The sequence below is a fragment of the Ruegeria sp. G10 genome, assembly GCF_056533645.1.
Genome location: NZ_JBQFOQ010000002.1, coordinates 170129 through 197068 on the forward strand (window position 1 = coordinate 170129; position 26940 = coordinate 197068).

26 protein-coding genes and 1 riboswitch are annotated in these 26940 nt (G+C 60.9%); of the genes, 20 read left to right on the top strand and 6 right to left on the bottom strand.

Translation table 11 applies throughout. The annotated features are described in order from the left end of the window. Positions 1 to 56 precede the first annotated feature (56 nt). Positions 57 to 260: riboswitch (cobalamin riboswitch) on the bottom strand. A 161-nt stretch (positions 261 to 421) separates the two neighbouring features. From ACR0KM_RS04555 to ACR0KM_RS04575, 5 genes are read left to right on the top strand one after another with little or no spacing between them, the layout of a single operon-like run. After that, entirely contained in the window at positions 422 to 856 is a 435-nt protein-coding gene (locus ACR0KM_RS04555; protein ID WP_480857865.1) for a hypothetical protein, read from the top strand. Next, complete coding sequence (locus ACR0KM_RS04560) at positions 853 to 1509, top strand: MotA/TolQ/ExbB proton channel family protein (RefSeq protein ID WP_480857866.1); 657 nt, start codon at positions 853 to 855, stop codon at positions 1507 to 1509. Before ACR0KM_RS04555 ends, ACR0KM_RS04560 begins: the two co-directional genes overlap by 4 nt. 31 nt (positions 1510 to 1540) lie before the next feature. Beyond that, positions 1541 to 1867, top strand: coding sequence for an ExbD/TolR family protein (locus ACR0KM_RS04565; protein WP_480857867.1), 327 nt, complete (start codon positions 1541 to 1543; stop codon positions 1865 to 1867). 4 nt (positions 1868 to 1871) lie between these two features. Then, positions 1872 to 2249, top strand: a complete 378-nt coding sequence (locus ACR0KM_RS04570) for an ExbD/TolR family protein (RefSeq protein WP_480857869.1) — start codon at positions 1872 to 1874, stop codon at positions 2247 to 2249. Next, positions 2246 to 3256 carry an energy transducer TonB family protein gene (locus tag ACR0KM_RS04575; protein ID WP_480857871.1) on the top strand — a complete coding sequence of 337 codons (1011 nt, stop codon included), beginning with the start codon at positions 2246 to 2248 and terminating at the stop codon, positions 3254 to 3256. Before ACR0KM_RS04570 ends, ACR0KM_RS04575 begins: the two co-directional genes overlap by 4 nt. Positions 3257 to 3268: 12 nt before the next feature. Here the strand turns inward: ACR0KM_RS04575 and ACR0KM_RS04580 are convergent, their stop codons facing one another. Continuing rightward, on the bottom strand, positions 3269 to 3898 hold the full coding sequence (locus tag ACR0KM_RS04580; RefSeq protein WP_480857873.1) for a response regulator transcription factor: 630 nt from the start codon (positions 3896 to 3898) through the stop codon (positions 3269 to 3271). Positions 3899 to 4113: 215 nt separating this feature from the next. Here ACR0KM_RS04580 and ACR0KM_RS04585 point away from each other — a divergent pair, with 215 nt between their 5' ends. From ACR0KM_RS04585 to ACR0KM_RS04615, 7 genes are all read left to right on the top strand, one after another. Continuing rightward, a complete protein-coding gene (locus ACR0KM_RS04585; RefSeq protein ID WP_480857875.1) occupies positions 4114 to 5355 on the top strand; it encodes a pyridoxal-phosphate-dependent aminotransferase family protein in 1242 nt (413 codons plus the stop codon). Between the two features lie 16 nt (positions 5356 to 5371). After that, positions 5372 to 6568, top strand: a complete 1197-nt coding sequence (locus tag ACR0KM_RS04590) for a malate--CoA ligase subunit beta (RefSeq protein ID WP_480820671.1) — start codon at positions 5372 to 5374, stop codon at positions 6566 to 6568. Continuing rightward, on the top strand, positions 6568 to 7458 hold the full coding sequence (sucD, locus tag ACR0KM_RS04595; protein ID WP_170424786.1) for a succinate--CoA ligase subunit alpha: 891 nt from the start codon (positions 6568 to 6570) through the stop codon (positions 7456 to 7458). Before ACR0KM_RS04590 ends, sucD begins: the two co-directional genes overlap by 1 nt. Further along, positions 7458 to 8429, top strand: a complete 972-nt coding sequence (locus ACR0KM_RS04600; protein ID WP_480858547.1) for a 2-hydroxyacid dehydrogenase — start codon at positions 7458 to 7460, stop codon at positions 8427 to 8429. The genes sucD and ACR0KM_RS04600 overlap by 1 nt, the downstream gene beginning before the upstream one ends. Before the next feature lie 29 nt (positions 8430 to 8458). Then, entirely contained in the window at positions 8459 to 9436 is a 978-nt protein-coding gene (locus ACR0KM_RS04605) for an HpcH/HpaI aldolase/citrate lyase family protein (RefSeq protein WP_480857878.1), read from the top strand. A gap of 139 nt (positions 9437 to 9575) precedes the next feature. After that, positions 9576 to 10040, top strand: coding sequence for a putative molybdenum carrier protein (locus ACR0KM_RS04610; RefSeq protein WP_480820665.1), 465 nt, complete (start codon positions 9576 to 9578; stop codon positions 10038 to 10040). A 299-nt stretch (positions 10041 to 10339) separates the two neighbouring features. Next, positions 10340 to 13354, top strand: a complete 3015-nt coding sequence (locus ACR0KM_RS04615) for an ATP-binding protein (protein ID WP_480865459.1) — start codon at positions 10340 to 10342, stop codon at positions 13352 to 13354. On the opposite strand, the gene ACR0KM_RS04620 is transcribed toward ACR0KM_RS04615, so the two are convergent. The 3 genes from ACR0KM_RS04620 to ACR0KM_RS04630 form a co-directional block, all read right to left on the bottom strand. Then, entirely contained in the window at positions 13351 to 14997 is a 1647-nt protein-coding gene (locus ACR0KM_RS04620; protein ID WP_480857884.1) for a peroxidase family protein, read from the bottom strand. The two genes, ACR0KM_RS04615 and ACR0KM_RS04620, sit on opposite strands and share 4 nt — an antisense overlap. A 17-nt stretch (positions 14998 to 15014) precedes the next feature. Beyond that, positions 15015 to 16073, bottom strand: a complete 1059-nt coding sequence (locus ACR0KM_RS04625; protein ID WP_480857885.1) for a catalase family protein — start codon at positions 16071 to 16073, stop codon at positions 15015 to 15017. 171 nt (positions 16074 to 16244) lie between these two features. After that, positions 16245 to 17117 (bottom strand): LysR family transcriptional regulator, encoded by an 873-nt coding sequence (locus ACR0KM_RS04630; RefSeq protein ID WP_480820657.1) that lies wholly within the window; start codon positions 17115 to 17117, stop codon positions 16245 to 16247. A gap of 99 nt (positions 17118 to 17216) precedes the next feature. Here ACR0KM_RS04630 and ACR0KM_RS04635 point away from each other — a divergent pair, with 99 nt between their 5' ends. From ACR0KM_RS04635 to ACR0KM_RS04670, 8 genes are all read left to right on the top strand, one after another. Next, positions 17217 to 18083: a phytanoyl-CoA dioxygenase family protein gene (locus ACR0KM_RS04635; protein ID WP_480857887.1), complete on the top strand. Its 867-nt coding sequence runs from the start codon at positions 17217 to 17219 to the stop codon at positions 18081 to 18083. Next, entirely contained in the window at positions 18080 to 18700 is a 621-nt protein-coding gene (locus tag ACR0KM_RS04640; protein WP_480857889.1) for an HD domain-containing protein, read from the top strand. The genes ACR0KM_RS04635 and ACR0KM_RS04640 overlap by 4 nt, the downstream gene beginning before the upstream one ends. 167 nt (positions 18701 to 18867) lie before the next feature. Next, the gene (locus tag ACR0KM_RS04645; RefSeq protein WP_480857891.1) at positions 18868 to 19419 is read left to right on the top strand and encodes a TetR/AcrR family transcriptional regulator; all 552 of its coding nucleotides are present in this window, start codon (positions 18868 to 18870) and stop codon (positions 19417 to 19419) included. A 37-nt stretch (positions 19420 to 19456) separates the two neighbouring features. Continuing rightward, a complete protein-coding gene (locus ACR0KM_RS04650) occupies positions 19457 to 20560 on the top strand; it encodes a mandelate racemase/muconate lactonizing enzyme family protein (RefSeq protein WP_480857893.1) in 1104 nt (367 codons plus the stop codon). An 11-nt stretch (positions 20561 to 20571) separates the two neighbouring features. Continuing rightward, the gene (locus ACR0KM_RS04655) at positions 20572 to 21666 is read left to right on the top strand and encodes an alcohol dehydrogenase family protein (RefSeq protein WP_480857895.1); all 1095 of its coding nucleotides are present in this window, start codon (positions 20572 to 20574) and stop codon (positions 21664 to 21666) included. Continuing rightward, complete coding sequence (locus tag ACR0KM_RS04660) at positions 21663 to 22787, top strand: mandelate racemase/muconate lactonizing enzyme family protein (RefSeq protein WP_480857897.1); 1125 nt, start codon at positions 21663 to 21665, stop codon at positions 22785 to 22787. Before ACR0KM_RS04655 ends, ACR0KM_RS04660 begins: the two co-directional genes overlap by 4 nt. A 3-nt stretch (positions 22788 to 22790) precedes the next feature. Then, entirely contained in the window at positions 22791 to 23522 is a 732-nt protein-coding gene (locus tag ACR0KM_RS04665; RefSeq protein ID WP_480857899.1) for an SDR family NAD(P)-dependent oxidoreductase, read from the top strand. Next, positions 23519 to 24268 carry an SDR family NAD(P)-dependent oxidoreductase gene (locus tag ACR0KM_RS04670; RefSeq protein WP_480857901.1) on the top strand — a complete coding sequence of 250 codons (750 nt, stop codon included), beginning with the start codon at positions 23519 to 23521 and terminating at the stop codon, positions 24266 to 24268. Before ACR0KM_RS04665 ends, ACR0KM_RS04670 begins: the two co-directional genes overlap by 4 nt. 72 nt (positions 24269 to 24340) lie before the next feature. Here the strand turns inward: ACR0KM_RS04670 and ACR0KM_RS04675 are convergent, their stop codons facing one another. Both ACR0KM_RS04675 and ACR0KM_RS04680 read right to left on the bottom strand, forming a co-directional pair. Further along, entirely contained in the window at positions 24341 to 25390 is a 1050-nt protein-coding gene (locus ACR0KM_RS04675) for an Ldh family oxidoreductase (RefSeq protein WP_480857903.1), read from the bottom strand. A gap of 21 nt (positions 25391 to 25411) precedes the next feature. Next, complete coding sequence (locus tag ACR0KM_RS04680; RefSeq protein WP_480857905.1) at positions 25412 to 26932, bottom strand: trimethylamine methyltransferase family protein; 1521 nt, start codon at positions 26930 to 26932, stop codon at positions 25412 to 25414. Positions 26933 to 26940: the final 8 nt, after the last annotated feature.

Genomic DNA, 26940 nt, shown 5'->3' on the forward strand with positions numbered 1-26940 from the left:
GTCAACACGTGTCAGACGTGCCATCAAAGCCTCCTTCCAGGACGCCCCGTCCCGGGTTGGTTGAACATCTGATGGCAGGTCTCCTGACTCGCGGGTCTCGGCTTGGCCATCCTTCCCGGCCGAAAAGGCCAGTGGTTGCTTGGCTTTGCTCGCCGCTTACAGTTGCGGGGGCAGTTACGGGTTTGACCGAAGCGGGCCGCACCGTATTCCCTTTTCATCCCGCGGCCATAGCCTTGGGAACCATCGCAGGACTCAGTGCCTTAGAACAATGGATGGGTCAATATGAAAGTTACCGGGCGTGAGCGGTCGAACGCGCACAATCCCCTTGCCCGCCCTTTCGTGTCCCAGCTGGATTGGATAAGAGGGATCAACCCCTGCATGATGCGCAGGACAGGGTTTCCATCCAATCAGGAGCCAGCCCATGCCCTTTTCCCGCCTCGCTCTGGCCGCAGCCATCGCCATCGCGTCACCCGTTCCGACCCTTGCGCAAGCTGCTGATGAGCGCGCCGCGCCCTTATCGCTCGAGTTGAATACGGTGCAGGAGGTGAACGGCGCCTGCCGTCTGACCTTTGTTGTGCACAATCAAACCGAAAGCGAAATCGAGAAAGCTGCGTTCGAAACCGTCATTTTCGACAAGTCCGGCGGCGTGGTCACGCTGTCGCTGTTTGACTTTCGCGACCTGCCGCGCGACCGACCGCGGGTGCGTCAGTTCAGCCTGCCTGATCTCGATTGCACCTCGATCGGTCGTGTCCTGATCAATGGCGCAAACAGCTGCGTTGTCAGCGGCTCGGAAAGCGATATCTGTGCAACAGAGTTGAACCTGACCAGCCGGATCGATGTGGAGCTCTTAGGATGAATGCACTTGAGGCCCTGCGCCAGATCGTAGCCCTCGGAGGGCCGGTTGTGGCCATTCTGATCGTCATGTCCGTGCTGGCGCTGGCTGTGACGCTTTACAAGCTGTGGCAATTCACGGTGACCGGTGTTGGGCGGCATCGCGTTCTCACGCAGGCGCTGAACGCATGGGATGCAGGTGATCATCAGACAGCCCGGGCCCGTCTAGCCAAAAGCCACAGCTATCTCGCCCCGTTGGTTGGCGCCGCCATGGATGCGCCGGACTTGCCCGGACTGGATGATCGCCTTGACGCCGAGGCCGGTCTGGCCTTGGCCGGGTTGGAGCGCGGCTTTCGGCTGCTCGAAACGGTCGCCCAGCTTGCGCCCCTACTGGGGCTTTTCGGCACGGTTCTGGGGATGATCGAAGCGTTCCAAAGCTTGCAGCAGGCCGGCAGTTCGGTTGATCCATCCCTGCTGGCAGGCGGCATCTGGGTGGCGCTGATCACCACTGCGGTAGGGCTTGCCGTTGCCATGCCGACGTCGATGATACTGTCCTGGTTCGAAAGCCGGACGGCACGCGAGCGCGTCTTCGCCGACAAGGCGCTGCGCACCGTGCTGGTGCCCGGACAGCTGGCCACCGAAGAAGAAACCATATCCGCCGTGCCGGAACATGCGTAACCGGGCGCCATTTGTCAGGCGCACGTTGTCGATGACACCGCTCATCGATGTAATATTCTTGCTGTTGCTCTTCTTCATGCTCACCTCGACCTTTTCGAAATTCGGCGAGATTGAACTGACGAGCTCAGTCGGAGGCAACGCGCAAACCAGCGAACCGTCAGAGCGGACTTTTCTGCAGCTCGGAGCCGACCGTCTGGTATTGAACGGGACATCAACCACGCTGGACGATCTCGTGACGCAGGTCGAGACCGGGCAGCTTCTTGTCAGCCTTGACGACGACGTGACCGCACAGCGCCTTGCGGATTTGCTGGTCCGTCTGCGCGGACGCGACGGGCTCAGCGTGTTAGTGCTGGAGTGAGCGGATGATCCAACCGTCCACCCCCCGCCGCAAGCGCGACTCGACCATTGCCCTGATCAATGTCGTGTTCCTGATGCTGATCTTCTTTCTGATCGCAGGGACCATAGCACCACCGCTGGACCCCGATCTGGATCTCGTAGACACAAGCGAACTGGACGGGCGTGAGCCGCCTGACGCGCTGGTGCTGCACAAGGATGGCACGCTCAGCTTCCGTGGCGTGCCAACTGACGCAGAAACATTCATGGCCAATCACATTGAAGGCCCGGTCCGGATCGTTCCGGATCGCGAAGCACCCGGCGCGCGCCTGATCGAAGTCACCGGCCTGCTGCGCCGCAATGGCGCGCCATCCGTGTTTCTTGTAACAAAGCGGACGCTGCAATGATCCGCGGGTCGGTCATAGTTGCCGTATTGGCCATTCTGTTGTCGCTGATCCTGCATATCTTTGGCCTGAGCATGACCGCAGCGCCCGTCGCGGATGCGCCGTCCACACAGGGCAATAGCGACGCGGTGGACCTAAGCAACAGTTTCGAAGAACTGGCAGAGACGCCGACCGACCCGGAAGAACCCGAAGCCGCCGAGACCCCGGAGCCGCAAGAGGCAGAGATCCCGACCAGCGAAGCTCTGGTCGCTTCGGACGATCCGCAACGGGTCTTCTCGCCCGATTTTGGCGAGGCCGAAAGGGTTCAGCCTGACGTGGTCGAGCCGCAGGACGCAGAGCCCGCCGACCCGTCCGATAGCGACGACCCAGCACGCGCCGATACCGAGACGGTAGAGCCGACCTCGGTCGATGAAACGGCCGAAATCCCACAAGGTGAACCGGTTGCAGAAGCCGACCCTGCCGAGGCCGAGACGCCAGCGCCCGCCGTGATCGAAGCCATCGAGCCCGCGGAAGACGCAGACATCGCAGTGTCAGAGCAGGCCGTGACGGAATCCGTCCGCCCACGCCTGCCGGACCGCAAACCGACCGATGCCCCGGATGGGGCCACCGACAGCAACGACCAGTTCGCCCAATTGCGCTTTCCACAACAATTGATCGAATCTCCCTTGCAGACGTTTCAGCGTCAGGGGACCGATGCCTTCACCCGAGGCGATCAAGAGCGTCAGTCAGGCGGGCGCGGACCGGGCAATTCAAATACGACGAACTATGCTGGTCAGGTGCTGGTGCATCTGAACCGAACGCCTGCTGTGTTTGTCCCGGTCCGGGGCTTCGCGCGTGTCTTCTTCCAGATCGACCCCGATGGCTCGCTTGCATGGGTCGAAATCACCGACAGTTCGGGCTCGAACCAGATCGACCGCGCCGCCCGAGAGCAAATTCGCCGGGCCGCCCCGTTCCCGCCCCCACCGGGCGGTGTCAGCCGCAAACTGTCCTTCTATTATCAGAATGGCTAAGCACCAGCCCGGTCAGCCGTTCTCGGCCTTTGACGAATAGTAATATGCGATCGCCTGCGCCCGGTTCTTGATCGACAGCTTTTCATAGATGTTCGACAGGTGAAACTTCACCGTATTGGTTGAGATTTGCATCTCTTTCGACAATTCGCGGTTCGACATGCCCCGGGCCAGCGCTTCAAGAATAGCTAGTTCCTTGCGTGACAGGGTTTGCAGGGGGTTCTGCTGCATTTTGCGCACGTCGATGAACGGAAACACCATCTTGCCTTTTGCCACATCGACGCAGGTTTCCAGCAAACCCTCGACCTCACCCGAACGCGGCGCGAACCCGGCGGCCCCGGCCTGCATCGCCTGTCGCGGCACATCTCCGGCCTCATCCCCATAGACGACAAAGCGCGGCGCGTTGGCCTGTTCGCGCAAGACCTCGATCAATTTGGCTGCGCCCAAAGCAGGCAGTTCCCACGATACGATCCCGACCTGAACCGGCACCCGCATCACCGTGCCCAGAAATCCCTCGGCGGTGGCCGAGGTTGCAACCAAAGAGAATCGCGGGTCACGTTCAAAAATCTCGGACATGGCCGACAATACGAGCGGGTTGTTGTTCGCGAGCATGACATCGACCGGACGCTGAGATGTGTTGGCCATTGTTTTCCTGCCTGTTTTCCACCCTGTCCCATCCGTTTGGGTAGGTACATTTTTGGTATACATCCGTATATTTACCTATATGGGTAGGTTATTTACCACCCAATTAGATATCCCAAAGCAGTAGTAAGTTACGTTGCGCGGTGGCGCAAGTTTCGGTTTTCCTTTGCGTCAACGCGACCGACGGGGCCAGAGCCCCTGACGCTGAGGAGGATTACATGACTTATCAAATCTACCCCACGCTCGAAATCCCCGAGACACTGGCCGCAGGCCCCGGGCCGGGCAATACCGACGCCCGCGTTCTGCAGGCCTTCACCAGCGCTGGCGTTGCCGATCACATGCAGGGCGACGTTCTGCGCGGCATGATCGAATGCAAGCATATGCTGCGTCAGATCTGGGGCACCGCCAACACCTATACATTCGCGGTTGCGGGTACCGGCTGGAGTGGGCTGGATACCATGTTCTCAGCCGTGATGCCCGGTGACAGCGTTGTGGCGTTCACCAACGGCACCTTCTCGGGCATCGACGCGCTGACCCTGCGGATCAAGGCAGCAACGCCCGAGGAGCACGCCGCGAGCCCGCTGGACCCACAAGCCGCCAGCGTGACCGTGATCGAAGTCCCTCATGGTCAGCCCGTTACTGGCGAGATGGTTGATGAGGTTCTGGCGCGGCACAAACCCAAATGGGCCTTCATGGCGCATTGGGAAACCGGCTCGGGCCGCGTGAACGACATTCAGGGCTTTTCAGATGCATGCGAACGTCATGGCGCGATGGGCCTGATCGACGCAGTATCGTCGCTGGGTGTCGCGGATTTCCGTATCGATGACTTCCCGGGCGTCGCCGGTTGGGCCTCGTGCCCGCAGAAAGGCCTGTGCTGCCTGCCGCTGACCTACGCGCCTGTTAGCTTTACTGACGCCTATATCGACGCGCTGAAAACCTCGGGCGCTTACACCTACGTCCACAACCCCATCTTCGAGGCCCGCCACTGGGGCATCGTTGACGGTCAGGACGTAGAAAAGGGTACCTATCATCGCACCCATTCCGGCTATGCCGTCGCCGCTTTCCATGAATCGCTGCGCCTGACCCTGCAGGAAGGGTTGGCAAAGCGTGCGCATTCCTACCGCACGCACGAGGCTGTTCTGCGCGACGCTGTGACCGCCATGGGTTGCGAAGTGACCTCGGACATGCCCAGCCTTGTGGTGCTGAACCTGCCCGCAGAACTGGCAGGCCGCGAGATGGAGCTGGTGCAGAACTGCCGCGCCCGTGGCTTTGGCATCTGGCCGACGCTAAGCGCCCCGGTTCAGGTCCGCATCGGCATTCTGAACCAGCTGAACCACCAGTCGATCAGCCGCATCGTCCGACTGTTCGCCGAGGCGATCCGTGAAATGGGCGGTTCGGTCGATTTTGAAGCCATCGAATCGCTGCTGGAAAGCCGCTACGGCACATCTATCGCTGCATAAACGGGAGGGAATGCAGATGGATATTCACGAATATCAGGCGAAAGAACTTCTTTCGAAGTTCGGTGTCGAGGTCCCTTCGGGGGCGTTGGCCTACAGCCCCGAGCAGGCAGCCTATCGCGCACGCGAGCTGGGTGGCGACAAGTGGATCGTCAAGGCGCAGGTCCATGCCGGTGGGCGCGGGAAGGCGGGCGGTGTGAAACTTTGCAACTCGGAAAGCGAGATTCACGAGGCTTGTGATGAGATGTTCGGTCGCAAGCTGGTCACGCATCAGACCGGGCCCGAGGGCAAGGGTATCTACCGCGTTTATGTCGAATCCGCCGTGCCGATTGATCGAGAGATCTATTTGGGTTTTGTGCTGGACCGCTCGAGCCAGCGGGTGATGATCGTGGCCTCCTCCGAAGGCGGGATGGAGATCGAAGAGATTTCCGCAGATCGTCCCGACAGCATCGTACGCTCGATTGTTGAACCTGCGGTTGGGCTGCAGGAGTTTCAGGCCCGCGAGATCGCGTTCAAACTGGGGCTTGAGCCGAAGTTGACCCAGCACATGGTCCGTACGTTGCAGGGCTGCTATGCCGCGTTCAGCGAGCTGGACGCGACCATGGTCGAGATCAACCCGCTGGTCGTCACCGGCGATGATCGTGTTCTCGCGTTGGATGCGAAGATGAGCTTTGACGACAACGCCCTTTTCCGCCGCCCGCAAATCGCCGAATTGCGCGATAAAAGCCAGGAAGACCCGCGGGAAAGCCGGGCGGCGGATCGCGGTCTGTCTTATGTCGGTCTGGACGGCAATATCGGCTGCATCGTGAACGGGGCCGGTCTGGCCATGGCCACGATGGACACGATCAAGCTGGCCGGTGGCGAGCCTGCCAACTTTCTGGATATCGGCGGCGGGGCCTCGCCCGAGCGGGTGGCCAAGGCGTTCCGTCTGGTGCTGTCCGATGACAACGTGCAGGCGGTGCTGGTCAACATCTTCGCAGGGATCAACCGCTGTGACTGGGTGGCCGAGGGTGTCGTTCAGGCGCTGCGCGAGTTGGAGATTGACCTACCGGTGATCGTGCGCCTGGCGGGCACCAATGTCGAGGAGGGTCAGAAAATCCTGGCCAAATCGGGTCTGCCGATCATCCGCGCCACAACCCTGATGGAAGCCGCTGAACGCGCCGTGGGCGCATGGCGCAACGATCTGTCCCAAAACACCAAGATGAGGGCCGTGTAATGAGCATTCTTCTGGACCGCGACACCCGCGTTATCGTTCAGGGCATCACCGGACGCATGGCGCGCCTGCACACCAAGGACATGGTGCAGTACGGCACCAATGTCGTCGGTGGCGTCGTCCCCGGCAAGGGCGGTGAGACCGTCGAAGGCGTTCCGGTTTTCGATACCGTCAAACAGGCGGTTGAGGCCACAGGTGCTGAAGCCAGCCTTGTCTTCGTGCCTCCTCCGTTTGCGGCGGATTCGATCATGGAGGCCGCAGACGCTGGTATCCGCTATTGCGTCTGCATCACCGACGGCATCCCCGCGCAGGATATGATCCGCGTAAAACGCTACATGTACCGCTATCCCAAGGACAAGCGCATGGTGCTGACTGGCCCGAACTGCGCCGGAACCATCAGCCCGGGCAAGGCGCTGCTGGGGATCATGCCGGGCCATATCTATCTGCCGGGCACTGTGGGCATCATCGGACGCTCGGGCACGCTGGGCTATGAGGCCGCAGCGCAGCTGAAAGAGCGTGGTATTGGCGTCTCGACCAGTGTCGGCATCGGTGGCGACCCGATCAACGGCTCGTCTTTCCGCGATATTCTCGAACGGTTCGAACAAGACGAAGACACCGAGGTCATCGCCATGATCGGTGAGATCGGCGGCCCGCAAGAGGCTGAAGCGGCGGAGTATATTCGTGATCACGTGACCAAGCCCGTTGTGGCCTATGTCGCGGGTCTGACCGCGCCCAAGGGCCGGACCATGGGCCATGCCGGTGCGATCATCTCGGCCTTTGGTGAAAGCGCCAGTGAGAAGGTAGAGATTCTGTCTGCAGCCGGAGTGACCGTGGCTGAGAACCCGGCGGTGATCGGCGAAACCATCGCCCGCGTTATGGGAAAGGCTGCGTGATGGTCAAACCTTCGGTCCTTGTCACCCGTCGCTGGCCTGCCGCCGTCGAGGCGCAACTGGCCGAGAACTATAACACCGTGCTGAATACCGGGGACAAACCAATGTCCCCGGCCGAACTCCGCGAAGCATTCAAGAGATATGACGCGGTTTTGCCCACCGTGACCGACACGCTCAGCGCCGAGGCACTGGACGTGCCCGCCGCTCAGACCAGAATTCTCGCCAACTACGGTGTCGGCTACAGCCATATCTGTGAACCGGCGGCGCGCGATCTGGGAATGACGGTCACCAACACGCCGGATGTTCTGTCCGAATGCACCGCCGATCTGGCCATGACGCTGCTGCTGATGGCCGCCCGTCGCGCCGGTGAGGGCGAGCGTGAGTTGCGAGCAGGGGGCTGGACCGGCTGGCGACCGACCCATCTGGTCGGCACCAAGGTCAGCGGCAAGACGCTGGGCATCATCGGCTTTGGCCGCATCGGTCAGGAAATGGCCCGCCGTGCCCATCACGGGTTCGGCATGAAAATCCTCGTGCAGAACCGCAGCGCTGTGTCGCCCGACCTGCTGAAGCAATTCAACGCCACGCAGGTCGAGACGGTGGACGAGCTGCTGCCGCAGTGTGATTTCGTCTCACTGCACTGCCCCGGCGGTGCTGCGAACCGGCATCTGATCAACGGACGTAGGCTGGACCTGATGAAACCCGACGCATTCCTGATCAACACCGCGCGCGGCGAAGTGGTGGATGAGCACGCCTTGGTCCAATCGCTGATGTTCGACACAATCGGCGGGGCCGCGCTGGATGTTTTCGATGGTGAGCCGCGCATCAGCCCGGACCTAATGCAATGCGACAATCTGGTGATGCTGCCACATCTTGGCAGCGCCACTAAGGAATCGCGCGAGGCCATGGGCTTTCGCGTGCTGGACAATCTGGGCGATTTTTTTGCAGGCCGCCCACCCCGTGACCGCGTGATCTGACGCACACTTCTTTCAAAGGACTCAAACTCATGAGCTTTTACGCCATCGAACAAGCGCCTGCGCGCCTGAACCGCAGCGAACTCGCCGTACCGGGCAGCCAGCCCGGTATGTTCGAAAAAGCCGCCAAATCGGATGTGGACGTGATCTTCCTCGACCTCGAAGACGCGGTTGCGCCGGACGAAAAAGAACAGGCCCGCAAGAACATCATTCAAGCCCTGAACGATATCGACTGGGGCACCAAGACCATGTCCGTGCGCATCAACGGGCTGGACACGCATTACATGTACCGCGACGTGGTGGATGTTGTGGAACAGGCCGGAGAGCGGCTGGACCTGATCATGATCCCCAAGGTCGGTACCGCTGCGGATGTCTATGCCATCGATATGATGGTGACCCAGATCGAAGACGCAATGGGCTACAAGAAGCGTATCGGATTCGAACACATCATCGAGACCGCCCTAGGTATGCAGAATGTCAGCGAAATCGCTGCCGCCTCGAAACGCAATGAAAGCCTGCATTTCGGCGTGGCGGACTATGCCGCCTCGACCCGCGCGCGGACCACGATCATCGGTGGCGTGAACCCCGATTACTCGGTGTTGACCGACCCGGATGGTGACGCGGCCCGCGCGACCCATTGGGGCGATATGTGGCACTACGCGCTAGCCCGTATGGTGGTTGCGGCCCGCGCCAATGGCCTGCGCCCGATTGACGGTCCGTTCGGTGATTTTCAAGACCCCGAGGGCTATAAGGCCGCAGCAAAACGCGCTGCTGTTCTGGGCTGCGAGGGCAAATGGGCCATCCACCCCAGCCAGATCGCGCTGGCGAACGAGGTCATGTCGCCCGGCGACGCTGAAGTCACCAAGGCGCAACGGATACTGGAAGCAATGGCCGAGGCCGAGGCCGCTGGCAAAGGGGCGGTTTCACTGGACGGTCGCCTGATCGACTATGCCTCGATCCGTCAGGCCGAAGTGATGGTCGAAAAGGCACGCCAGATAGCTGCCGCATAACCGGTCATGAAATCCCGATCACACCTGCGCCCCCGGTCAGGTGTGATCCCCCATGTGACCCTATCAATTAAATCAGTGGTTTACGGAATCGCTCAGCTGCGCCTAACCTGACGTTATCGGCACCTTTCAGGATAGGACAGTGAAAATCATATCAGGCGGACAGACCGGTGTGGACATGGCGGCGCTTGAATTCGCCCGCGTCCACGGCTTGCCCTACGGAGGGTGGGTGCCAAAAGGCCGTACCAATGAACTGGGGCGCATACCCGAAGAGTTCAGCGGGCTGACTGAAGCCCACTCGACAGATGTTAACGTTCGCACGCGATTGAATGTGACCTCAAGCGACGCAACCGTCGTGTTTGTCGATGGTTCAATTAGTCCGGGCACACAAGAGACGATTGCACTGGCCTCTGGCACAGGTAAACCACATCTTATGGTTGACCTCAGGGCTGGGATAGAGCCTTGCGCGCAGCAAATTGAAACCTGGTTGCTGGCTCATCCGGTCAGCATCCTGAATATTGCCGGTCCGCGCGCTTCGGAAGCGCCCGACATCGGGGCTCAGGTCGCCGAGGTATTGAAGCGCAATCTGCTTTTGCTGAGCAGTTGACCCAGAGGCCGATTTCCTCGCTGCATTCGTCCGGATGCGGTTTGGCTGACATCCCAACCCCGGAGGCTCAGTATCGGCAATTTATTTTGATATCGCCGCAATACAGCACCAGACATAGCCATATGGCATATGATCCTATAGTCTCGGCCCCACCTTCGCGACTCTGACCCGGGACGCGGAGCGGGGGATAGTTTGTTGTGGGGCACGGAAATGGGGGGCATTTCGTCCGTTCCAGGTTCAATATCGATTGGGTGCGCCGCGCATGATTGCGGTGCCGATGACGGTTGCAGAGACTGTCGATGGTCGTAAAAGCAACAGGCCCAGATACCGACCTTGGCGGGATGGAGCACAGGCACCTTACGGTGATGTTGGCGGATCTCGTCGGTTCGACGGTGCTTGCCCAGACGCTTGAGCCTGAGGACCTGCTATCGACCACATTACGCTATCAGAAACTGGTGGAACAAGCTGCGGCAGCCTATGGCGGAAAGGTTCTGCAAATCGTTGGTGACGGAATCCTCGTCGCCTTTGGCTGGCCCGCCGCCGCTGAGAACAACGCAGAGCGCGCATTGCGCACGGCACTGCGTATCCATAGCGATCTGGAAGCGCTGCCAGGCCCCGTTGATCTGAGCTGTCGCATCGGAATCGCATCTGGAATGGTGCTAGTTGGCGATATCGCGCTTGGCTCTGACATTCAGCCTGATGCCATCTTCGGCACGACACTGAACCTTGCCGCAAGGCTGCAGTCGCTGGCGGCACCGGGTGAAACGATGGTATCGGGCGCCGCACGTACGCTGGGCGCGGGGCAGCTGGAGTTCGAGCCTTTGGGCACTCAGGCACTGGCCGGTTTCGATCAGCCGGTGCCGGTCTATCGTCTGGCAGGCCCCGCAAAAGAGACCACATATCGGCGGGATCGGACAGTCCTGATCGGGCGCGACACCGAGCGCGCCGAGTTATCCAGCGCCTGGTCCCATGCACAGGACGGGCATGGCAGGGTTATCCAGATATCGGGCGAAGCGGGTATCGGAAAATCGCGGTTAATCCGCGACTTCCGAAAAGCAGCGGCGCCTCGGGCGTGGGTGACCTATCATTGCAGCCCGTTTCATCAGAATACACCGTTTCACCCTTTCACGCTTCAGCTTGAGCAATGGTGCGGTATTCAAAGCGGCGACGATACGGATGCAAGGCGCAACCGATTGTTGCATCATCTGACCGATATTCTTGATCAACCCCAGCTCGAGACGCTCTTTTTCATCCTTGCGCCCGGCCCTGGCGATTGCGGGGCAACAAGCGAAGATGAACTGCGCGCGAAGCTCTCGCAAATTTTTCTGCGGGTCTATCAACGGCTCAGTGCAGATGGGCCGGTTATGGTCGTGGTCGAAGACCTGCAATGGGCCGATCCCTCGACCGTCTGGATCCTGGGCAACGTCGCAGAACAACTGACCACGCTGCCCGTCCTGATGCTCATCGCCTCGCGTGAGGCCGTTCCAGACGCGTTTGCAGAGCAGGTTCCGTCGCTGCGCAAACTGCATCTTAAACCTTTGGACAAGTCAGACGCCACCGCGCTGGCTCAGGCCGCGGCTGGCGCGGCGCTGGATCAAGACACGACGGCACAGATCATAGCTCGGAGCAATGGGGTCCCGCTTTTCATCGAGGAATGCGCCGTTGCGGTTGCGGCCTCTCCGCGTCGGGCTGCGGGCGACATTCCTAGCACACTGCATGATCTTTTGGCTCAGCAAATCGACGCTACCGGTGACGTGCGCCGCGCGGCTGTTGATGCATCCGTGATCGGTGGTGCCTTTGACGCAACGATGCTGTCGCATATCAGTGACATCAGTCTGGCTGATGCCGAGGAGGCGATCACCCAGCTTGCTGCCGACGGAATGCTGCAACCCCTGCCAAAGCCCGGACCGCGCCACAATCAGAGCTGGCGGTTCCGCCACGAACTGGTGCGCGAAGCTGCCTACCAAAGCCTTGTTCGCGATCGCCGTGTCCACCTGCACCAGCGCGCCGCCGAAGCGCTGAGCGCACAGAGCGAAGCCGCGCGACAGCCCGAATTGATTGCGCGCCATTGGGAACGCGCGCGCGCAACCCCCCGAGCGGTAGCCGCATGGATCGAGGCCGCGCGCCAAAACCTGCGCCGCCACGCCAACAGCGAAGGTGCGCAGCAGGCCCGCAATGGCTTGCAACTGCTGAGCGCCCTGCCCCCTGAACAGCGCGATGAGGCCGAGTTGAGCCTTCAGTTCCTGTTGGCCGCAGCCGAGCGCGTCCGGTTCGGATATGGCGCACAACCCGCCATTGATGCTTTTACCCGCAGCTTTGAACTTGCCAAAGAACTTGACGACCGCCGCACGTTGGTGCGCGCCGGGCGTGGTCTATTTACGGCGTCCATGGTGAAAGGCGATTATCACGGCGCTGAACGCTGGGGTGCCGAGATCGTGGGTGCCTACGAGGACCATCACACCCAGATGGTCGCCCACTATATTCGCGGCGCGGCCCTGTCTCCGCGCGGGAAATTTGCAGAAGCCGCCGCCGCACTGGCGCGCGCATCAAGCCATGCAAAGGCACATGCGGCAGAAGCAGGCAATGCGCCGGATATGGCTGCGATGGTACAGATCGAGGCCATGACCGCGCTGGTCCGGTGTTTTCAAGGCCAGACCGAAGCAGCGCTTGCGGCAGCAAAATCCGCTGTAGACGCTGCCAAATCACTGGACCAGCCGCTGATGCTGGCCAACGCGCTTCACTGGATGACCGAAATCCACATGCAGCTGGATCACGCCGATTATGCGCAGGTCGCCAAAACGCTGGACACTGCCGTTCGGGAAAACGGAGGCCCCTATTATCGTGCCGTTGCCGTCGCACATTTGGCTGGATCAGCCATCCGCAACGGCAATGCCGAACATGGCGTCCAGCTTCTTGAAGCAGCCTGGCAAAAGATGCGCGAGACGGGTGCCGAGGCGGCCGGGGTATTGATCAATACGGAACTGGCCCGTGGCCATCTGGCCATTGGACAAATTGACAAGGGATTGTCGGCGGTCGACGCCGGTCTGGCCTGCGCCGCATCCACCGACGAACGCAACTACGAACCCGAACTGCGCCGGATACAAGCCGCGCTGATGCTCGAAAAAGGCATGCCGGTTGAAACCGCCGAGTCCACATTGCGTGCCGCCATCACGCTTGCCCGCGCACAAGGCGCACGCTTGTACGAGCTACGCGCCCTGACTGATCTGGCCTGTATTCAGCCAGAGGACGCCAATCTGGCCGCCCGCATCACAGAGCTTGGATCAGATGATCTGATCTCTTACGCCAGCGCTTAGCCCCTGCGCCCCAGTACGCAATCGTCTGGGTTGAGGCCCACCAGCGCCGCCACATCCGCAAAAGTTGACGTTCGCTTCACCACGTCAAATCCACGCGCTGTAAACGTTTCTTCGTTGTAGAGATTCTTCGACACCATTGGATTGTTCATCAGTTGCGTGATCGCGTCATACCCCACCATCGAGGTCATCAGATCGCCCATGATCACCGTCCCTTTATGCTGTTCGGCAAAGAGACCCGGGAACAATTCCACTCGATCCACATTGCAGTAGAGACGGCTGAGATCGGCCACCAGTTCATCTGCGAAAGGCTGATCCCCGACCAGTTCGGCAAAACTGGCGTGGGGTTTGCGGCGGAAATGGTGACGATAGGCATTCAGCGATGGCAGCCGGGCCTTGCGGGTCAGCGCAATTGTGGCTTCGACCGGCGCAGGAACGTCTGCCGCAGGTTTTTCGAACATGAAATCGGGCGTATTGCGCAGGGACATTCGGGCGGCGGGCTGATGTGACAGCGACTCGATCATTTTCTCAAGCCCCGTCTCTTCGACCAGCCGGGGATTAAAGCGGAACCCTTCCGTTCCAACCTGAACCCCATCAATCAGGAACCGGTCCGGGATCATGGAATGCCAGCGATAAAGCAGATTGAACTCGATCGCGATCTGGTTCGAATGCTGCCAGTGTTCCCGTCTGTTCACGCCCACAGGAAGCTTAAAGGGCATGTTGGCGATATAGCCCATATAGTCTTCCATCACGACTTTGATCAGAACCGCGATCAGCGCGCAGCGCGTGGTTTGAAAGACCCTTTCCTGATCCCACCCAGGCGTATTGCGGTGTTGTAGCCACAAGATGTCGGCAAGCTGGTTATGCGCGCGTAGCATCAGGGTGTTCATCACCATATACCCGATGGTACCGTTGCCATTGTCCAGCCCCGTGGCGTGAAAATCCAACAAGCGTTCGTTGATCTGCTCGCTATCAAGATCAGGTCGCGCCCGGATAAGCGCATCTTGCAGCTTTTTCCTGTTATGCAGCGGGCGACCGGCATCTTTGCCCGTGGCAAGGCTGCCATCGAACGGCGGTGCAAACTCGATCCCGCCGGAAGGGGTCCGCTGGAAAAGCTTCGGCGACCATGTCTCGCCCTTCTCATCCGTCCGGACGGCCATACGATGCGTCAGCGCACCGGTATCGGGGTCGCGTTCACGCAGCATGTCGGTCTGATAATCGTGCAGGCCATATATCTGGCACAGATCAACTTCGTGATTTGAATCCGTTTGGCCGACCGGACCATCGGGGCCAAATGTGCGCAAAAAGCTGTCGGTGAACCATTGCGCCGCCGATATGAACAGGATCGTCGAGCCCTGTGGGCACAGCAGTGTTAGCGGGCTGCCATCCATCCGCCGGCGTCGGCGGAACAGATCGGCCACCTCATCTTCGGGCGGCAGGACCGGTGAAGGGTCCTGCGGCGGCAGATGGCGACCGATCCACTTGTGGGAATAAACCCCGGACCATGTGGTGTAGTCCGCCCCAAGTGTCAGCGGGCGCGGCCGATGCACGCGTGCAGCACGCGCCAGCCGCAACGCAACCAGCCGGCTGGCCAGGCCGCGGTGCACGACGAACAGATGATCAAGCAGCGTATCAACATCCAACATACCCGACCTCCGTTCAGTTATCGATTTGGAAAGCGCACGCGCGCTAGGCTTAGATAGGTCCCGAGCCGGATGGCATTGATCGGCCCAAGCGGGGCATGTTCTGCAGTCACACGCCACGGCGAAAAGCTGAGCGTGTCGCCGTCATGCGGGTCAAAAGCAGCACCGCGCGCGATGGTGATGTCCGCCACCGGAGTCACAGTCCGATGGTAGGGATCGAGCGGCGCATCGGGTTGGGGGTCGCGGGCCCAGCGGATACGATTGTCGAGCAGATCGAACCCCTCTCCGGTTTGAGGAGGTTCAATGATGCAAAACTCGAACCGGTTCTCGGCGTGCTCCACGTCCCGCCGCAAATTCTGTTTGATGCCATCTGGGTCTTTGACCGGCTCTGTCGGCGTGTCAGGCCGCACGCTGCGCGCAAGATATCGCACCGTCAGATCCGGCCCTAGCTGATAGGGCGTGGTAGACCAGAAATGCGAGGCGAACGGGGAATGCATCAGGTTCGAGGCGAAGTCGGCTGCGACTTTACGGTGTCGCTTGCCCTCTTTGGTCAGCAAGACACGCAAAGCCGCGCGCGCGCCTTCGCGGATCAGGCGCAAGCTCCACCCGCGCCGTCCGCTCAGCGCATGTTTGATCGCCTGCCCTGCAGCGACCAAACGGTTCAGGCTCTCGTAATCTTCCGGCTGGTAGCTGGGAAATGTGTCATTGTCGGTCAGAACAAAATCGAAATCTTCGCTGATCTGCGAAACACCCAGATGGTCTAGCGCGGCGGTGTCGATCAGTTTGGCTCCGGGGACATCGAACAGTTTGACAGCCATGCCATGTGCGTCAGGTTCACGGTCATCCAAATGAGCCCCATTCGAAAACCGCAGCGCCGCCTTATAGACGCCGGGTTGTGCAAAAAGGCCGTGGCGCAGATGTTGGGGCAAGTCGTCCCTAACTTGGAACCGGGCGCTGACACAGCCTTGGCTGCGCCCGTGTTGCGCCCTCAACCGTCGTCCATTCCAAAGCGGCACGGCTTCGAGGTTCTGATCGATAACATCCTGAACAAGATCGGAAGGTACAGAGTTTGCGGACATTTCTTGAAATCAACCTACTTCACAAACCAATCCCGGCTGCCTTGGGCTAAGTGGGCCGAACAAATGGCAATTCTAAATTCCGGCAGCCTACACCAGTTTCCGCGAACCACCAAATGCTGAGTCCCCGACCAATCCGCGCGCCCGACCCCCCAACGCGATCAAGCCAAATGACTAGAGCGCGCGCGCTTCTTGCAAAACCCAGGCGCGGAAAGCTTCGGCATCCGCGCTGAGCCGAGTGCCGATCGTCGACAACAGATGGTAATCCTCAACGCCCGCAACAGCAAAATCGGGCAAACAGCGCTTGAGTCCGAATTTCCCGATCAGCGCATCACTGGCCGGAGGTCGGGCCAGCGCGATCCCCCCACCCGCGGCGGCGAGCGCCAGCGCAGTCAGCGTGGTATCGACATGCGTTACTTTAACCCGCTCTGGCAACACATCGGTGCCCAGCACCTGCGCCCAGTTCTTGCGATGATCCGCAACTTCTATCAGCATGTGATCACGCATATCATCAACACTTCGGATGCCCGCGATCAGATCAGGATGCGCCACAGGGATTAACGTCTCTCCGAATAAGCGGTCGGCCTGCGTACCCGGCGGCGGTTGACCAAACGCAATCCAGACCTCGGCCCCGCGGGGCGGCGTTTCAGGACGGCCCGACAGCGAGTTCACCTCCAGCGAGATAGCCGGATTCGCCGCTAGAAACTGCGGCAGGCGCGGCGCAAGCCAACCGACAGATAACAGCAGCGACACCCCGACCACCAGAGGCTCGGATCGGGGCGAGGCGAGGTTGGCGGCGGCCGCTTCCATCCGGCCCAGCGACTCGCTGACAACAACCAGCAGGCTGCGCCCGTCCTCGGTCAACGTCACTCCGGCGGCTTTGCGCTCGAACAGCGGGCGCCCCAGATGCTGTTCGAGTGCGCGAATTTGCTGACTGACCGCCGGGGGCGACATGGCCAGACGCTCTGCCGCGCGCGCGAAACTGCCCGTGCGCGCGGCGGCTTCGAAAACACGCAACCAGTTAAGAGAGGGAACCCGTTTGCCCATGTTTATAGGGTAAGTTCAGCTTATGCTGTGAGACAAGAGAAACGTCTTCTCTCACAACATGGGCCGAATAGGCTGAATCCAGCACCAAGGGAGGACAGGATGCGAGATTCGATGCCAGACTATGTCGACAGCTATCGTACAAACGGGTTCGTGGCTGGGTTGCCGGTGTTCTCAGAAAGCGAAGTCGCAGAACTGCGCCGCCAGATCGAAGCGCTTGAAGCAGACTATGCTGATGGGGCCGGCGGCTATGATCTGACGCAGTTCTTTCGCGTCAATGGTCACGTGGTGATCCCCCTTCTGGCCGGGCTTGCCCGAACACCGGCCATTCTGGATGCGGTTGAAGATGTTCTTGGGCCAGACCTGTTGGCCTGGTCGGTCGAATTGTTCATCAAAGAGCCCCATAGCGCTCAGACAGTTTCGTGGCATCAGGACATCACGTATTGGGGGATGGGCGAAACCGATGACGAGGTGACCGCTTGGGTCGCGCTGTCCGACGTTTCCGTACAGGCAGGATGCATGCGCTTTATTCCCGGCAGCCACAAGGGCGGGATCGCCGAGCATGAGGACACCTTTGCCAAAGACAATCTGCTGTCGCGCGGACAATCCATCACAAGCGTCGATGAAAGCAGAGCCGAACACGGCCCCTTGAAGCCTGGCGAGATGTCGCTGCATCACGGGCGCTGCTTTCATGCCTCGGGCGCAAATGCCAGTGATGATCGTCGGATCGGCCTGGCCATCCGCTATGTGACACCGGCGGTGCGCGAACATGCACCGGGGCGGGACTGGGCGATGCCCGTGCGTGGCGAAACCCCGGCGGGTGGCTGGGAATGTATCGCAGGCCCGCGCGGGTTGTTTCATCCAGCCGATCTGGCACTCTATCAAAAGATTCTCGCGGGTCAGGCGTCAACCCTTGCCGCAGGTGCCGAGCAGGCAGTCGGCCTATATGCAACTGGAGACAACACATGAGCGAAACGGTCAGTTTCACAGCAATGAAAGACGGCACCAAAGAAGACTACGAGCTGCTCGAGCGGCTCGAAAAACCCTTCCTTGCGCTGACGGCAGACCGGGTGCTGGACGAACTGCGCCGTGCGGGCGAGGTTACGCTGGAGGGCTACCCGATCACCCGCCTGCAGCACGGTTTGCAATCGGGAACCCGCGCGCTCAGAGACGGCGTTGATATCGATTGGGTTGTAGGTGCGCTGCTGCATGATATCGGCGACGGCCTGGCCCCACAGAACCATGACCGTATGTCCGCCGAGGTGATCCGACCTTTCGTTCGATGGGAGGTCTCGTGGACCGTCGAACATCACGGTATCTTCCAGACGCTCTACTATGGGCACCACTATGGATGGGATCGCAACGCACGCGAACGGTATCGTGATCACCCGCTGTTCGACACCTGCGCTGCCTTTTGCGAGCATTGGGACCAGTCCAGCTTCGACCCCGACTACGCCATGGAGCCGTTAGAGACCTTTGAACCCATGGTACGCGAAGTGTTCGGACGCACAGCCTATGATCCGAACGTCATCCGAGAAAATGAAATCACCGATCTGCCCGGTCAGTTGGGCAAAGACCAGAGTTAAATCTCGTTGCGCGGTGTCGGGTTAAGGAAACCCGTTCTGCCGGACGTCTGTTTTGGCCCGCGTTTTACCGGGGGCTGGCAGTTGCGACAGGCCATTTTGTCGGCCAGATGAACGCTAATGTCGTAAATCTTCAAGTTCAGGGTAGAATGATCGCTCTACCCTGAGGCATGACGAACACTCAATTTCAGATCGCGCGGACTCTGGACCGCCAATTTTCGGAAATGGGCTTTGCGACGCAGGGGGTCGAAGCGTTGCGCGAGGGGGCAAATGTCTCATTGCGGACGCTCTACAAGTATTTTCCCAGCCGCGAGGCAATGGTGATTGGAGCGCTGAACCATCGGGATGCGGCGTATTCCGAATGGATCGGTCAGGATCAGGCCAAGGGTGCGGATCATGTTATGCATGTGCTGGTGCGCCTGTCCGATTGGCTGCGCGATGTGTCAAACACCGGCTGCCTGTTTCGGAACGCACTGGCGGCCTATCCTGAAAGCCAGCCCATCCGCGCGGCGGTCGAGACGCACAAGGCACATGTCCGCGACATGTTCCGCGCACGGCTGACCCGTGTCGCCCCCGACAGCGATATCGATGCGCTGTCCGAGGCTCTGTTCATCCTGCACGAAGGGCTGACCGAAAGCGCCCGGCTGCTTGGCGTTGAAGCTGCAACCACCGCAACGATGCGCTGCGCCCGCGCGCTGATGGCCGACGCCAATATTCCATAGGCCGGCGCTCTATCCGGCGAACGACAAAGGTACGGACATGAAGATCAAGGAAATCCACATCTACGCACATGATCTGCCGGTCAAGAACGGCCCCTACACCATGGCCAATGCCGAGGTCTGGGCGCTGGATACCACGCTGGTGAAGCTGGTGTCTGACGATGGCATCGAGGGCTGGGGTGAGACTTGCCCGGTTGGCCCCACCTATGCAGAGGCGCACGCAGGCGGGGCCCGCGCCGCACTGACTGAGATGGGCAAGGGTTTGGTTGGGGCCGACCTCTGGCCGGTCGCGTTGCATCATAAGATGAACGGGCTGCTGAACGGGCATAACTATGCCAAGGCGGCCATCGACATTGCCGCCCATGACCTGATCGGCAAAGGGCTGGGCGTCAACGTGGCTGACCTTCTGGGCGGGGCACAGACGGATCGGGTGTCGTCCTATTACGCCACCGGCGTCGGAGCCCCGGACGACATCGCGCGTCTTGCGCGGGAAAAGCTGACCGAGGGCTATCCACGCCTGCAGATCAAGGTTGGCGGACGCCCTGTCGAAATCGATATCGAGACCATCCGCAAGGTTTGGGACGTCATCGGCGGCACCGGTATGCGCCTTGCGGTCGATGGCAATCGAGGGTGGACCACGCGCGATGCGCTGCGCGTCAGCCGCGAATGCCCGGATGTGCCGTTCATCATGGAGCAGCCCTGCAACACATATCAGGACCTGCAAAAGATCCGCCCCCAGGTGACGCATGGCATCTACATGGACGAAAACAGCGTCGACCTGAACACCGTGATCTCGGCCGCCGGGACCGGGCTGGTGGATGGGTTTGGCATGAAAATCACCCGGATCGGCGGCCTTCAGAACATGCGCACCTTCCGCGACATCTGCGAGGCGCGTAATCTACCGCATACCTGCGATGACAGCTGGGGCGGGGACATCATCGCCGCCGCCTGCACACAGATTGCATCGACCGTTCGCCCCACGCTGATGGAGGGCGCATGGCTTGCTGCTCCGTACATCGAGGGCAACTATGACCCCGAAAACGGCATCAGGATCGAGGGCGGCCACATTCGGCGCCCAACCGGTCCAGGCTTAGGTATCGCCCCGGATGAGAGCTTATTCGGCGCGCCCGTCGCCTCTTTCTAAGGAAAGCCCCCATGATCCCCGAAACCATGCACGCGGTCCAACTGACCGGCCATGGCGGTATCGAGATGCTGGACTACCGCTCGGACGTGCCGGTCCCGAAGCCGGGGCGCGGAGAGGTTCTGATCCGGGTCGCTGCCGCGGGTGTGAACAACACTGACATCAACACGCGGATCGGCTGGTACTCCAAGGCTGTCACCGAAGATACCAATACCGGCGGTGCCTCGGGTTTTGAAACCGTGGACGATGACGACGCCAGTTGGTCCGGCACCCCCTTGACCTTCCCGCGCATTCAGGGCGCGGATGTCTGTGGCTATGTTGCTGCCGTAGGCGATGGCGTCGACCCGGCGCGCATTGGCGAGCGTGTGATCGTGCGCAACATGCTGCGGACTTATGTCGACTACCGCCCTTATGAATGCTGGACCATCGGCAGCGAATGCGATGGCGGCTTTGCCCAGTTCTGCGTCGCGCCTTCGCAAGAAACCCACGCGGTGAATTGCGACTGGGAGGATGTAGAACTGGCCGCCATCCCCTGCGCCTATTCCACGGCCGAGGGCATGCTGCACCGCGCCAGCGTCGGGGCCGAGACCGTTCTGGTCACCGGTGCCTCGGGCGGTGTTGGTTCGGCTGCGGTGCAACTGGCGAAACGGCGCGGCGCGCATGTGATCGCGCTGAGCTCATCCGCAAAGGCCGAGGTCGTTCGGGCTTTGGGCGCCGATCGCGTGCTGGACCGCAACGCCGATCTGGTGGCTGCACTGGGTGAGGGCTCGATCGACGTGGTGGTCGATCTGGTGGCCGGTCCGCAATGGCCCAGCCTGTTGGACGTGCTGCGCCGGGGTGGTCGCTATGCGACCGCCGGGGCCATTGCCGGGCCGATCTGTGAAATCGACGTGCGGACGCTCTACCTCAAAGACCTCACCTTGTTTGGCTGTACCTTTCAGGAGGACATCGTGTTCGAAAACCTCGTGAAATACATCGAGGCAGGGGAAATCCGCCCCGTCGTCGCCAAGACTTACCCGCTCAGCGAGATCGCGACAGCGCAGGAAGAGTTTCTGACCAAAACACATACCGGGCAGCTGGTGCTGATCCCGCCGCAGGTGGCCTCATGAAAATCCGTAAGATCGAGCTTTTTGAACTGCATCTGCCCTATGCGGGCGGCTCTTACGAGCTGTCGGGCGGGCGCATTTACACCGGATTTGACAGTGTCATCGTCTGTATCACCGCCGATGACGGGACCGAGGGGTGGGGCGAATCCACGCCCTTCGGCCCGAACTACATCGCCGCCCATGCGCGGGGTGCCCGCGCCGGGGTCGAGGAAATCGCCCCCTATCTGATCGGTCGTGACCCGCGGGATGTGGACCGGATCAATGACGCCATGGATGAGGCGCTGCTGGGCCATAACCACGCGAAATCGGCGCTTGATCTGGCCTGTTGGGACCTGTTTGGCAAATCGGTTGGTCTGCCGGTCTATAAACTGCTGGGCGGTGCGACGGGCAATCGCCTGCCCGCGATCAGTTCGATCTACGCGGGCACGCCCGAGGATATGCGCGCCCGCGTCGCGGAACACCGCGCGATGGGCTATATGGGCCATTCGGTCAAGGTCGGCGCGATGGATTCCGAAGGCGGCCCGGCGTTGGACGCCGAACGCATCGCGGCTTCATTGGCGGATCGCCAGCCGGGTGAGTACTTCATCGTTGACGCCAATGGCGGCCTCATCCCGGAAACCGCGCTGCGGATGCTCCGCGCCCTGCCGGATGGGCTGGATTTCGTGCTGGAGGCCCCCTGTGCCACATGGCGCGAGACGCTTTCCCTGCGCCAGCGTTGCGACGTGCCGATCATTCTGGACGAGTTGGCGCAAGAGGATGGCGATATCGCCAAGCTGGTGGCGCTGGATTTGGCCGATGGCATTGGACTGAAGATCTCGAAAGCCGGGGGACTGACCCATGCCCGCCGTCACCGCGACATCTGCCGTGCCGCAGGGCTGACGATCAGTGTGCAGGACACGGTGGGATCAACCCTATCCGCCGCCTCGATCTTCCATATGGGTGCGACTGTGCCCGAACGGCTGCTGCGCTGCGTTCTGGACCCGCGCGACATGGTGACGATCCAGACCGGGGCGTTCGACGCCCCAATCGAATACGGTGGCGTTCTGCCGCCCGATGCGCCGGGCCTTGGCGTGACAATGAACAGGGACCTGCTGGGGCAGGCCGTCGCAATCTGGGAAGGCTAAGGCATGTTTCAGGACAAAAACGCCCTCGTCACCGGTGCGGCCGGAGGGATCGGGCAGGCCATCGTCAAACAGCTACGCGCGCAGGGCGCTCGGGTCGCGGTTGCGGATCGCTCGACCGACGGCATCGCGGCCGAGGCGCATCTGCCCGGCGATCTACTGGACCCGGCCTATTGCGACCAACTGGCTGCCAACGCGCAACAGGCTTTGGGCGGCCTCGATATCGTCATCAATAATGCCGGCGCCATCACCCGCGGCCCGGTGACCGAGACCTCGGACGCCGACTGGACCCTGTCCTTGGGCGTGAATGTCGAGGCCCCTTTCCGGATCTGCCGCGCTGCAATCCCGCTGATGGCCGAGGCGGGCGGTGGAGCCATCGTCAACACCGCTTCGTGTTGGGGCGGCAAGGCGCCGGGGCCGAACCATGCGCTTTATTGCATGACCAAGGCGGCGATTGCCTCGCTGACCGAATGCATGGGGATGGATCACGCGCATCAGGGCATCCGCATCAACGCTGTCTGCCCGAATGAGGTCGACACGCCGATGCTGCGCTCGGGCTTTGCCAAGCGCGGGTTTGATCCAGACGAGGCCGTGACTGAACTGGGTAAGACCGTGCCTCTTGGGCGGATCGCCGAGCCTGAGGATATTGCCGATGTAGTCCTGTTCCTCGCCTCGGATGCGGCGCGCTATATGTGCGGCACGCTGGTTGAGGTCAATGGCGGGAAGCCGGTCGCATGAGGCGGTTTAAGGGCAAGGTTGCGCTGGTTACAGGCGGGCGCTCCGGGATCGGGCAGGCCATCGCGGCACGGCTGACGGAGGAGGGCGCGCGCGTCTTTACCGCCCAGCGTGGTGGCGATGATCACTTCGAAGGGATCGCAGCGGATTTCACCGACCCAAACGCGCCGGCACAGGTGGTGGCCGAGGTCATCGCCCGCGCCGGGCAGTTGGACGTTCTGGTCAACAATGCCGGGATGATGCAGGAGGCCCGCGTCGAAGAGATGACGTTGGATGACTGGCAGAAAAACCTGACCGTCAACCTGAACGCGCCCTTCCTGATGATCCAGGCCGCTTTGCCCCATCTGCGCAAGACAAAGGGCAGTATCGTCAATACCGGCTCGATCGAGGGGCTGGGCAGCAATCCCGGCCACGCGGCCTATTGCGCTTCCAAAGCCGGGCTGCACGGGCTGACCCGCGCCGTGGCGGTGGATCACGGGGCCGAAGGTATCCGCTGCAACGCGATTGCTCCGGGCTGGATCGATACCGAGTTGAACCTCGACTTCATCGACTCGATGCCCAACCCGGATGCGTTTCGCCGGGATATCGGCCAGATTCACCCGGTCGCGCGCACCGGCAAGCCCGAAGAAGTGGCCGCTTTGGCGGCGTTTCTGGCCGCCGAGGAAAGCGGCTTTATCACTGGGCAGATCTACACGATCGACGGGGGGCGGATGGCCCAGTTGAGCTTGCCCAGATCTTCGCGTCTCTGAATCAATCAGCCAGAAAATGCACACCGGTGCCTGCCGCGTGAAGTGGCCGCTCGACGTGGGGTTCATGGATGATTACCGAAGCGCCTCTAACTGCATCAACAATTCAGAGCTGACGCCAACACCCTGCGCGGTTGAATGCGCACGGTTTTTCAATCGACCGTCGCCGGGCACACGGGCGGCTCCGTTACCGTCAATCTCGGCGCAGATGCGCCTGACATAGTCATCGAACGCCGCATTGCCGAAGCGCTTGGGATCAATCGCGATCAGCGTTGCGCCGCCTTTGATGTTCAGCGCGCCATGTGCTTCGCGATCCGCGTTGTCCACCGAAAGGGTACCACCAGCCAGCGCCGCGCCGAGGACCTCGATCAGGAAAGCGATCGCCGCCCCCTTATGCTCGCCAAACGGTAATAGGCTGCGGGTCTCAAGAATGGCGTCTGGATCGGTGCTGGGTTGACCCTCGGCATTAAGACCGGCAGCACGCGGAAGGTCATGCCCTTCGGCAGCGGCCAGTTTGATATCCATCAGCGCCACCATTGATGAGGCTTGATCCCAAACCACAGGTTCAGCGCCCTCGCGCGGACAGGCGAAGGACATCGGGTTGGTCCCGAAGACGGGACGCACGCCGCCCTGCGGCACGACCATGGACAGCGAGTTAACGACGCCCAAAGCGACCAGACCCGCCTCGGCCAGTGGACCAGTATCAAAGCGCAGCGCGCCCAGATGGTGGCAATTGGCGCAGGTAAAGGCCGCGATCCCATTTTCGCGCGCCAGTGCGATCAGCTCGTTCTGCGCCGCCAATGCAGCAACCTGATAGAACCCGTTATCGCCATCGCCGCGCAACACGCCGGGCGCAATGCGGCTGATCGTCGGCGCGGCCGCCGGGTTGGCATAGCCCGATGATAGGTATTGCACATAGACCGGCAACAACCGCAGCCCGTGACTGCGTGGGCCATCGCGTTCAGACATCTGTACAAGTTCTGCAATAACCTCCGCGCTATGCGCATCCAGACCCGCCTTCAAAAGCACAGACTTGGCCAGTTCCTTGACCTCTTCGAGTGAGAGCGTTTTCGTCGAGCCTTCGGTCATCTTGTTATCCTGTCCTTGCGTGGTCAAAAGGGGCACCTAGATGCCCCTTCTATCGTGTCAGGCGCTGTATTCCGCGCGTTTTTTCGCGACGAACGCGTCCAGCGCGCCGCGCTGATCGTCGGGCATCGGCGGCTGAACATAGGTTCGCAGCATCCGCTCGGCCTCTTGCGTGCCCACGGTTTCCGCGGTTTTTGAGCCCTCAGCCTCCCACTGTTCAAAACTGTCGTTGTTTTGCAAGTGGTTCATGTGCATCGGATTTTCGCGTGTATGATCTGTGCCCAGGAAGTGCCCGCCGGGGCCGATCTGATCGATGTCGCCCAGCAGCGCGTCCAGATTTTCATCCTGCAACCCGCTAAAGAAGCGGTGGAAGTTCTCCAGCTGCAGCGCATCCTGTACCCATTTCGAATAGCTGACGCCCAATGCACCCTCAAGAAAACCAGCCGAATGCACGATATAGTTCGCACCCCCCAACAACACTGGCCACATGGTGTTGGCTGTGTCAAACGCGGCCTGCATATCCGGGGATTTCGATCCCGTCCACATGGTGCAGGTTCGCCATGGCACGCCGTAGAAGCGTGCCATCTGACCCACCAGCAGGTTCATCAGACCCGGTTCGGGTGAACCCATCATCGGCGCGCCGGTTTTCATCGACACACCCATGATCGCCACGCCCAGTACCATCGGTGCTCCGCGTCGGATGATCTGGCTATAAGCCATCCCCGCCAACGACTCTGCGATCAGAAGCGCCACACCGCCCTGAGGGCTGGCCGGAGTGCTGGCCCCGGCCAGAACGAACGGCGATAGCAGACAAGGCTGATTGGCAGCCGCATAGACCCGCAAGCTTTGCAACATGGTCTCATCCCAGACCAATGGCGTGTTGCAGTTCAGCAGCGCGGCCATCACCACATTATTGTCGACAAACTCCTCACCAAACACGATGCGCGTCATCTCAACCGAATCCCGCGCGGCCTGTTCTGACAGGACCGAGCCCATGATTGGTTTGTCGGTCAGCGTCAGTGCGGCGTGAACCAGTTCCAGATGGCGCTGCGGAACCGGGACGTCCTGCGGCTCGACCGGCAGAATACCGGGCACCATCATCGACTGACTCATCTGGCTGAGCTTGAAGAAGTTATGCGCATCCTCCAGCACAGAGGGCCGCCGCACCCCGTCCAGACCGTAGACAAACGGCGCACCATAAGCATTGGCGAACACTGAATACTGGTTCCCTACCCGCAACGAGCGTTTGGAATTGCGCGCCGCATAGCCCCATTCGGACGGAACCGCCGAGATCAGGTCCATCAGCATCTCGCGCCCGATACGGACCCGTTCGCCCTCGACATCTGCACCGTATTTCTTCCAGTCAGCGAGAGCGACAGGATCACGAAATTCAATGCCCGTGGTTTCAAGAATGGTCATCGCGGCATTGTGGATTTTCTCGACCCCTTCCGGGCCAAGCAGATCGATCGGACCGACCTTCCGGTTCAGCGTCGACAGATAAACCGGGGGCGGGTTGGTACGGGCCTGAACCCGCGCCGCACGTCCACCACCGCGGCCCGAGCGAGCTCTGACTTCTGCCATATCAAATC

Bases quoted from the DNA above. Each gene is read 5' to 3' on its own strand.
- ACR0KM_RS04560 (WP_480857866.1), top strand. From the start codon at position 853: ATGAATGCACTTGAGGCCCTGCGCCAGATCGTAGCCCTCGGAGGGCCG.
- ACR0KM_RS04655 (WP_480857895.1), top strand. From the start codon at position 20,572: ATGATCCCCGAAACCATGCACGCGGTCCAACTGACCGGCCATGGCGGT.
- ACR0KM_RS04680 (WP_480857905.1), bottom strand. From the start codon at position 26,932: ATGGCAGAAGTCAGAGCTCGCTCGGGCCGCGGTGGTGGACGTGCGGCG.
- ACR0KM_RS04620 (WP_480857884.1), bottom strand. From the start codon at position 14,997: ATGTTGGATGTTGATACGCTGCTTGATCATCTGTTCGTCGTGCACCGC.
- ACR0KM_RS04630 (WP_480820657.1), bottom strand. From the start codon at position 17,117: ATGGGCAAACGGGTTCCCTCTCTTAACTGGTTGCGTGTTTTCGAAGCC.
- ACR0KM_RS04605 (WP_480857878.1), top strand. From the start codon at position 8,459: ATGAGCTTTTACGCCATCGAACAAGCGCCTGCGCGCCTGAACCGCAGC.
- ACR0KM_RS04625 (WP_480857885.1), bottom strand. From the start codon at position 16,073: ATGTCCGCAAACTCTGTACCTTCCGATCTTGTTCAGGATGTTATCGAT.
- ACR0KM_RS04615 (WP_480865459.1), top strand. From the start codon at position 10,340: ATGGTCGTAAAAGCAACAGGCCCAGATACCGACCTTGGCGGGATGGAG.
- ACR0KM_RS04670 (WP_480857901.1), top strand. From the start codon at position 23,519: ATGAGGCGGTTTAAGGGCAAGGTTGCGCTGGTTACAGGCGGGCGCTCC.
- ACR0KM_RS04590 (WP_480820671.1), top strand. From the start codon at position 5,372: ATGGATATTCACGAATATCAGGCGAAAGAACTTCTTTCGAAGTTCGGT.
- ACR0KM_RS04585 (WP_480857875.1), top strand. From the start codon at position 4,114: ATGACTTATCAAATCTACCCCACGCTCGAAATCCCCGAGACACTGGCC.
- ACR0KM_RS04635 (WP_480857887.1), top strand. From the start codon at position 17,217: ATGCGAGATTCGATGCCAGACTATGTCGACAGCTATCGTACAAACGGG.
- ACR0KM_RS04640 (WP_480857889.1), top strand. From the start codon at position 18,080: ATGAGCGAAACGGTCAGTTTCACAGCAATGAAAGACGGCACCAAAGAA.
- ACR0KM_RS04575 (WP_480857871.1), top strand. From the start codon at position 2,246: ATGATCCGCGGGTCGGTCATAGTTGCCGTATTGGCCATTCTGTTGTCG.
- ACR0KM_RS04665 (WP_480857899.1), top strand. From the start codon at position 22,791: ATGTTTCAGGACAAAAACGCCCTCGTCACCGGTGCGGCCGGAGGGATC.
- ACR0KM_RS04650 (WP_480857893.1), top strand. From the start codon at position 19,457: ATGAAGATCAAGGAAATCCACATCTACGCACATGATCTGCCGGTCAAG.
- ACR0KM_RS04645 (WP_480857891.1), top strand. From the start codon at position 18,868: ATGACGAACACTCAATTTCAGATCGCGCGGACTCTGGACCGCCAATTT.
- ACR0KM_RS04600 (WP_480858547.1), top strand. From the start codon at position 7,458: ATGGTCAAACCTTCGGTCCTTGTCACCCGTCGCTGGCCTGCCGCCGTC.
- ACR0KM_RS04570 (WP_480857869.1), top strand. From the start codon at position 1,872: ATGATCCAACCGTCCACCCCCCGCCGCAAGCGCGACTCGACCATTGCC.
- sucD (WP_170424786.1), top strand. From the start codon at position 6,568: ATGAGCATTCTTCTGGACCGCGACACCCGCGTTATCGTTCAGGGCATC.
- ACR0KM_RS04580 (WP_480857873.1), bottom strand. From the start codon at position 3,898: ATGGCCAACACATCTCAGCGTCCGGTCGATGTCATGCTCGCGAACAAC.
- ACR0KM_RS04555 (WP_480857865.1), top strand. From the start codon at position 422: ATGCCCTTTTCCCGCCTCGCTCTGGCCGCAGCCATCGCCATCGCGTCA.
- ACR0KM_RS04565 (WP_480857867.1), top strand. From the start codon at position 1,541: ATGACACCGCTCATCGATGTAATATTCTTGCTGTTGCTCTTCTTCATG.
- ACR0KM_RS04660 (WP_480857897.1), top strand. From the start codon at position 21,663: ATGAAAATCCGTAAGATCGAGCTTTTTGAACTGCATCTGCCCTATGCG.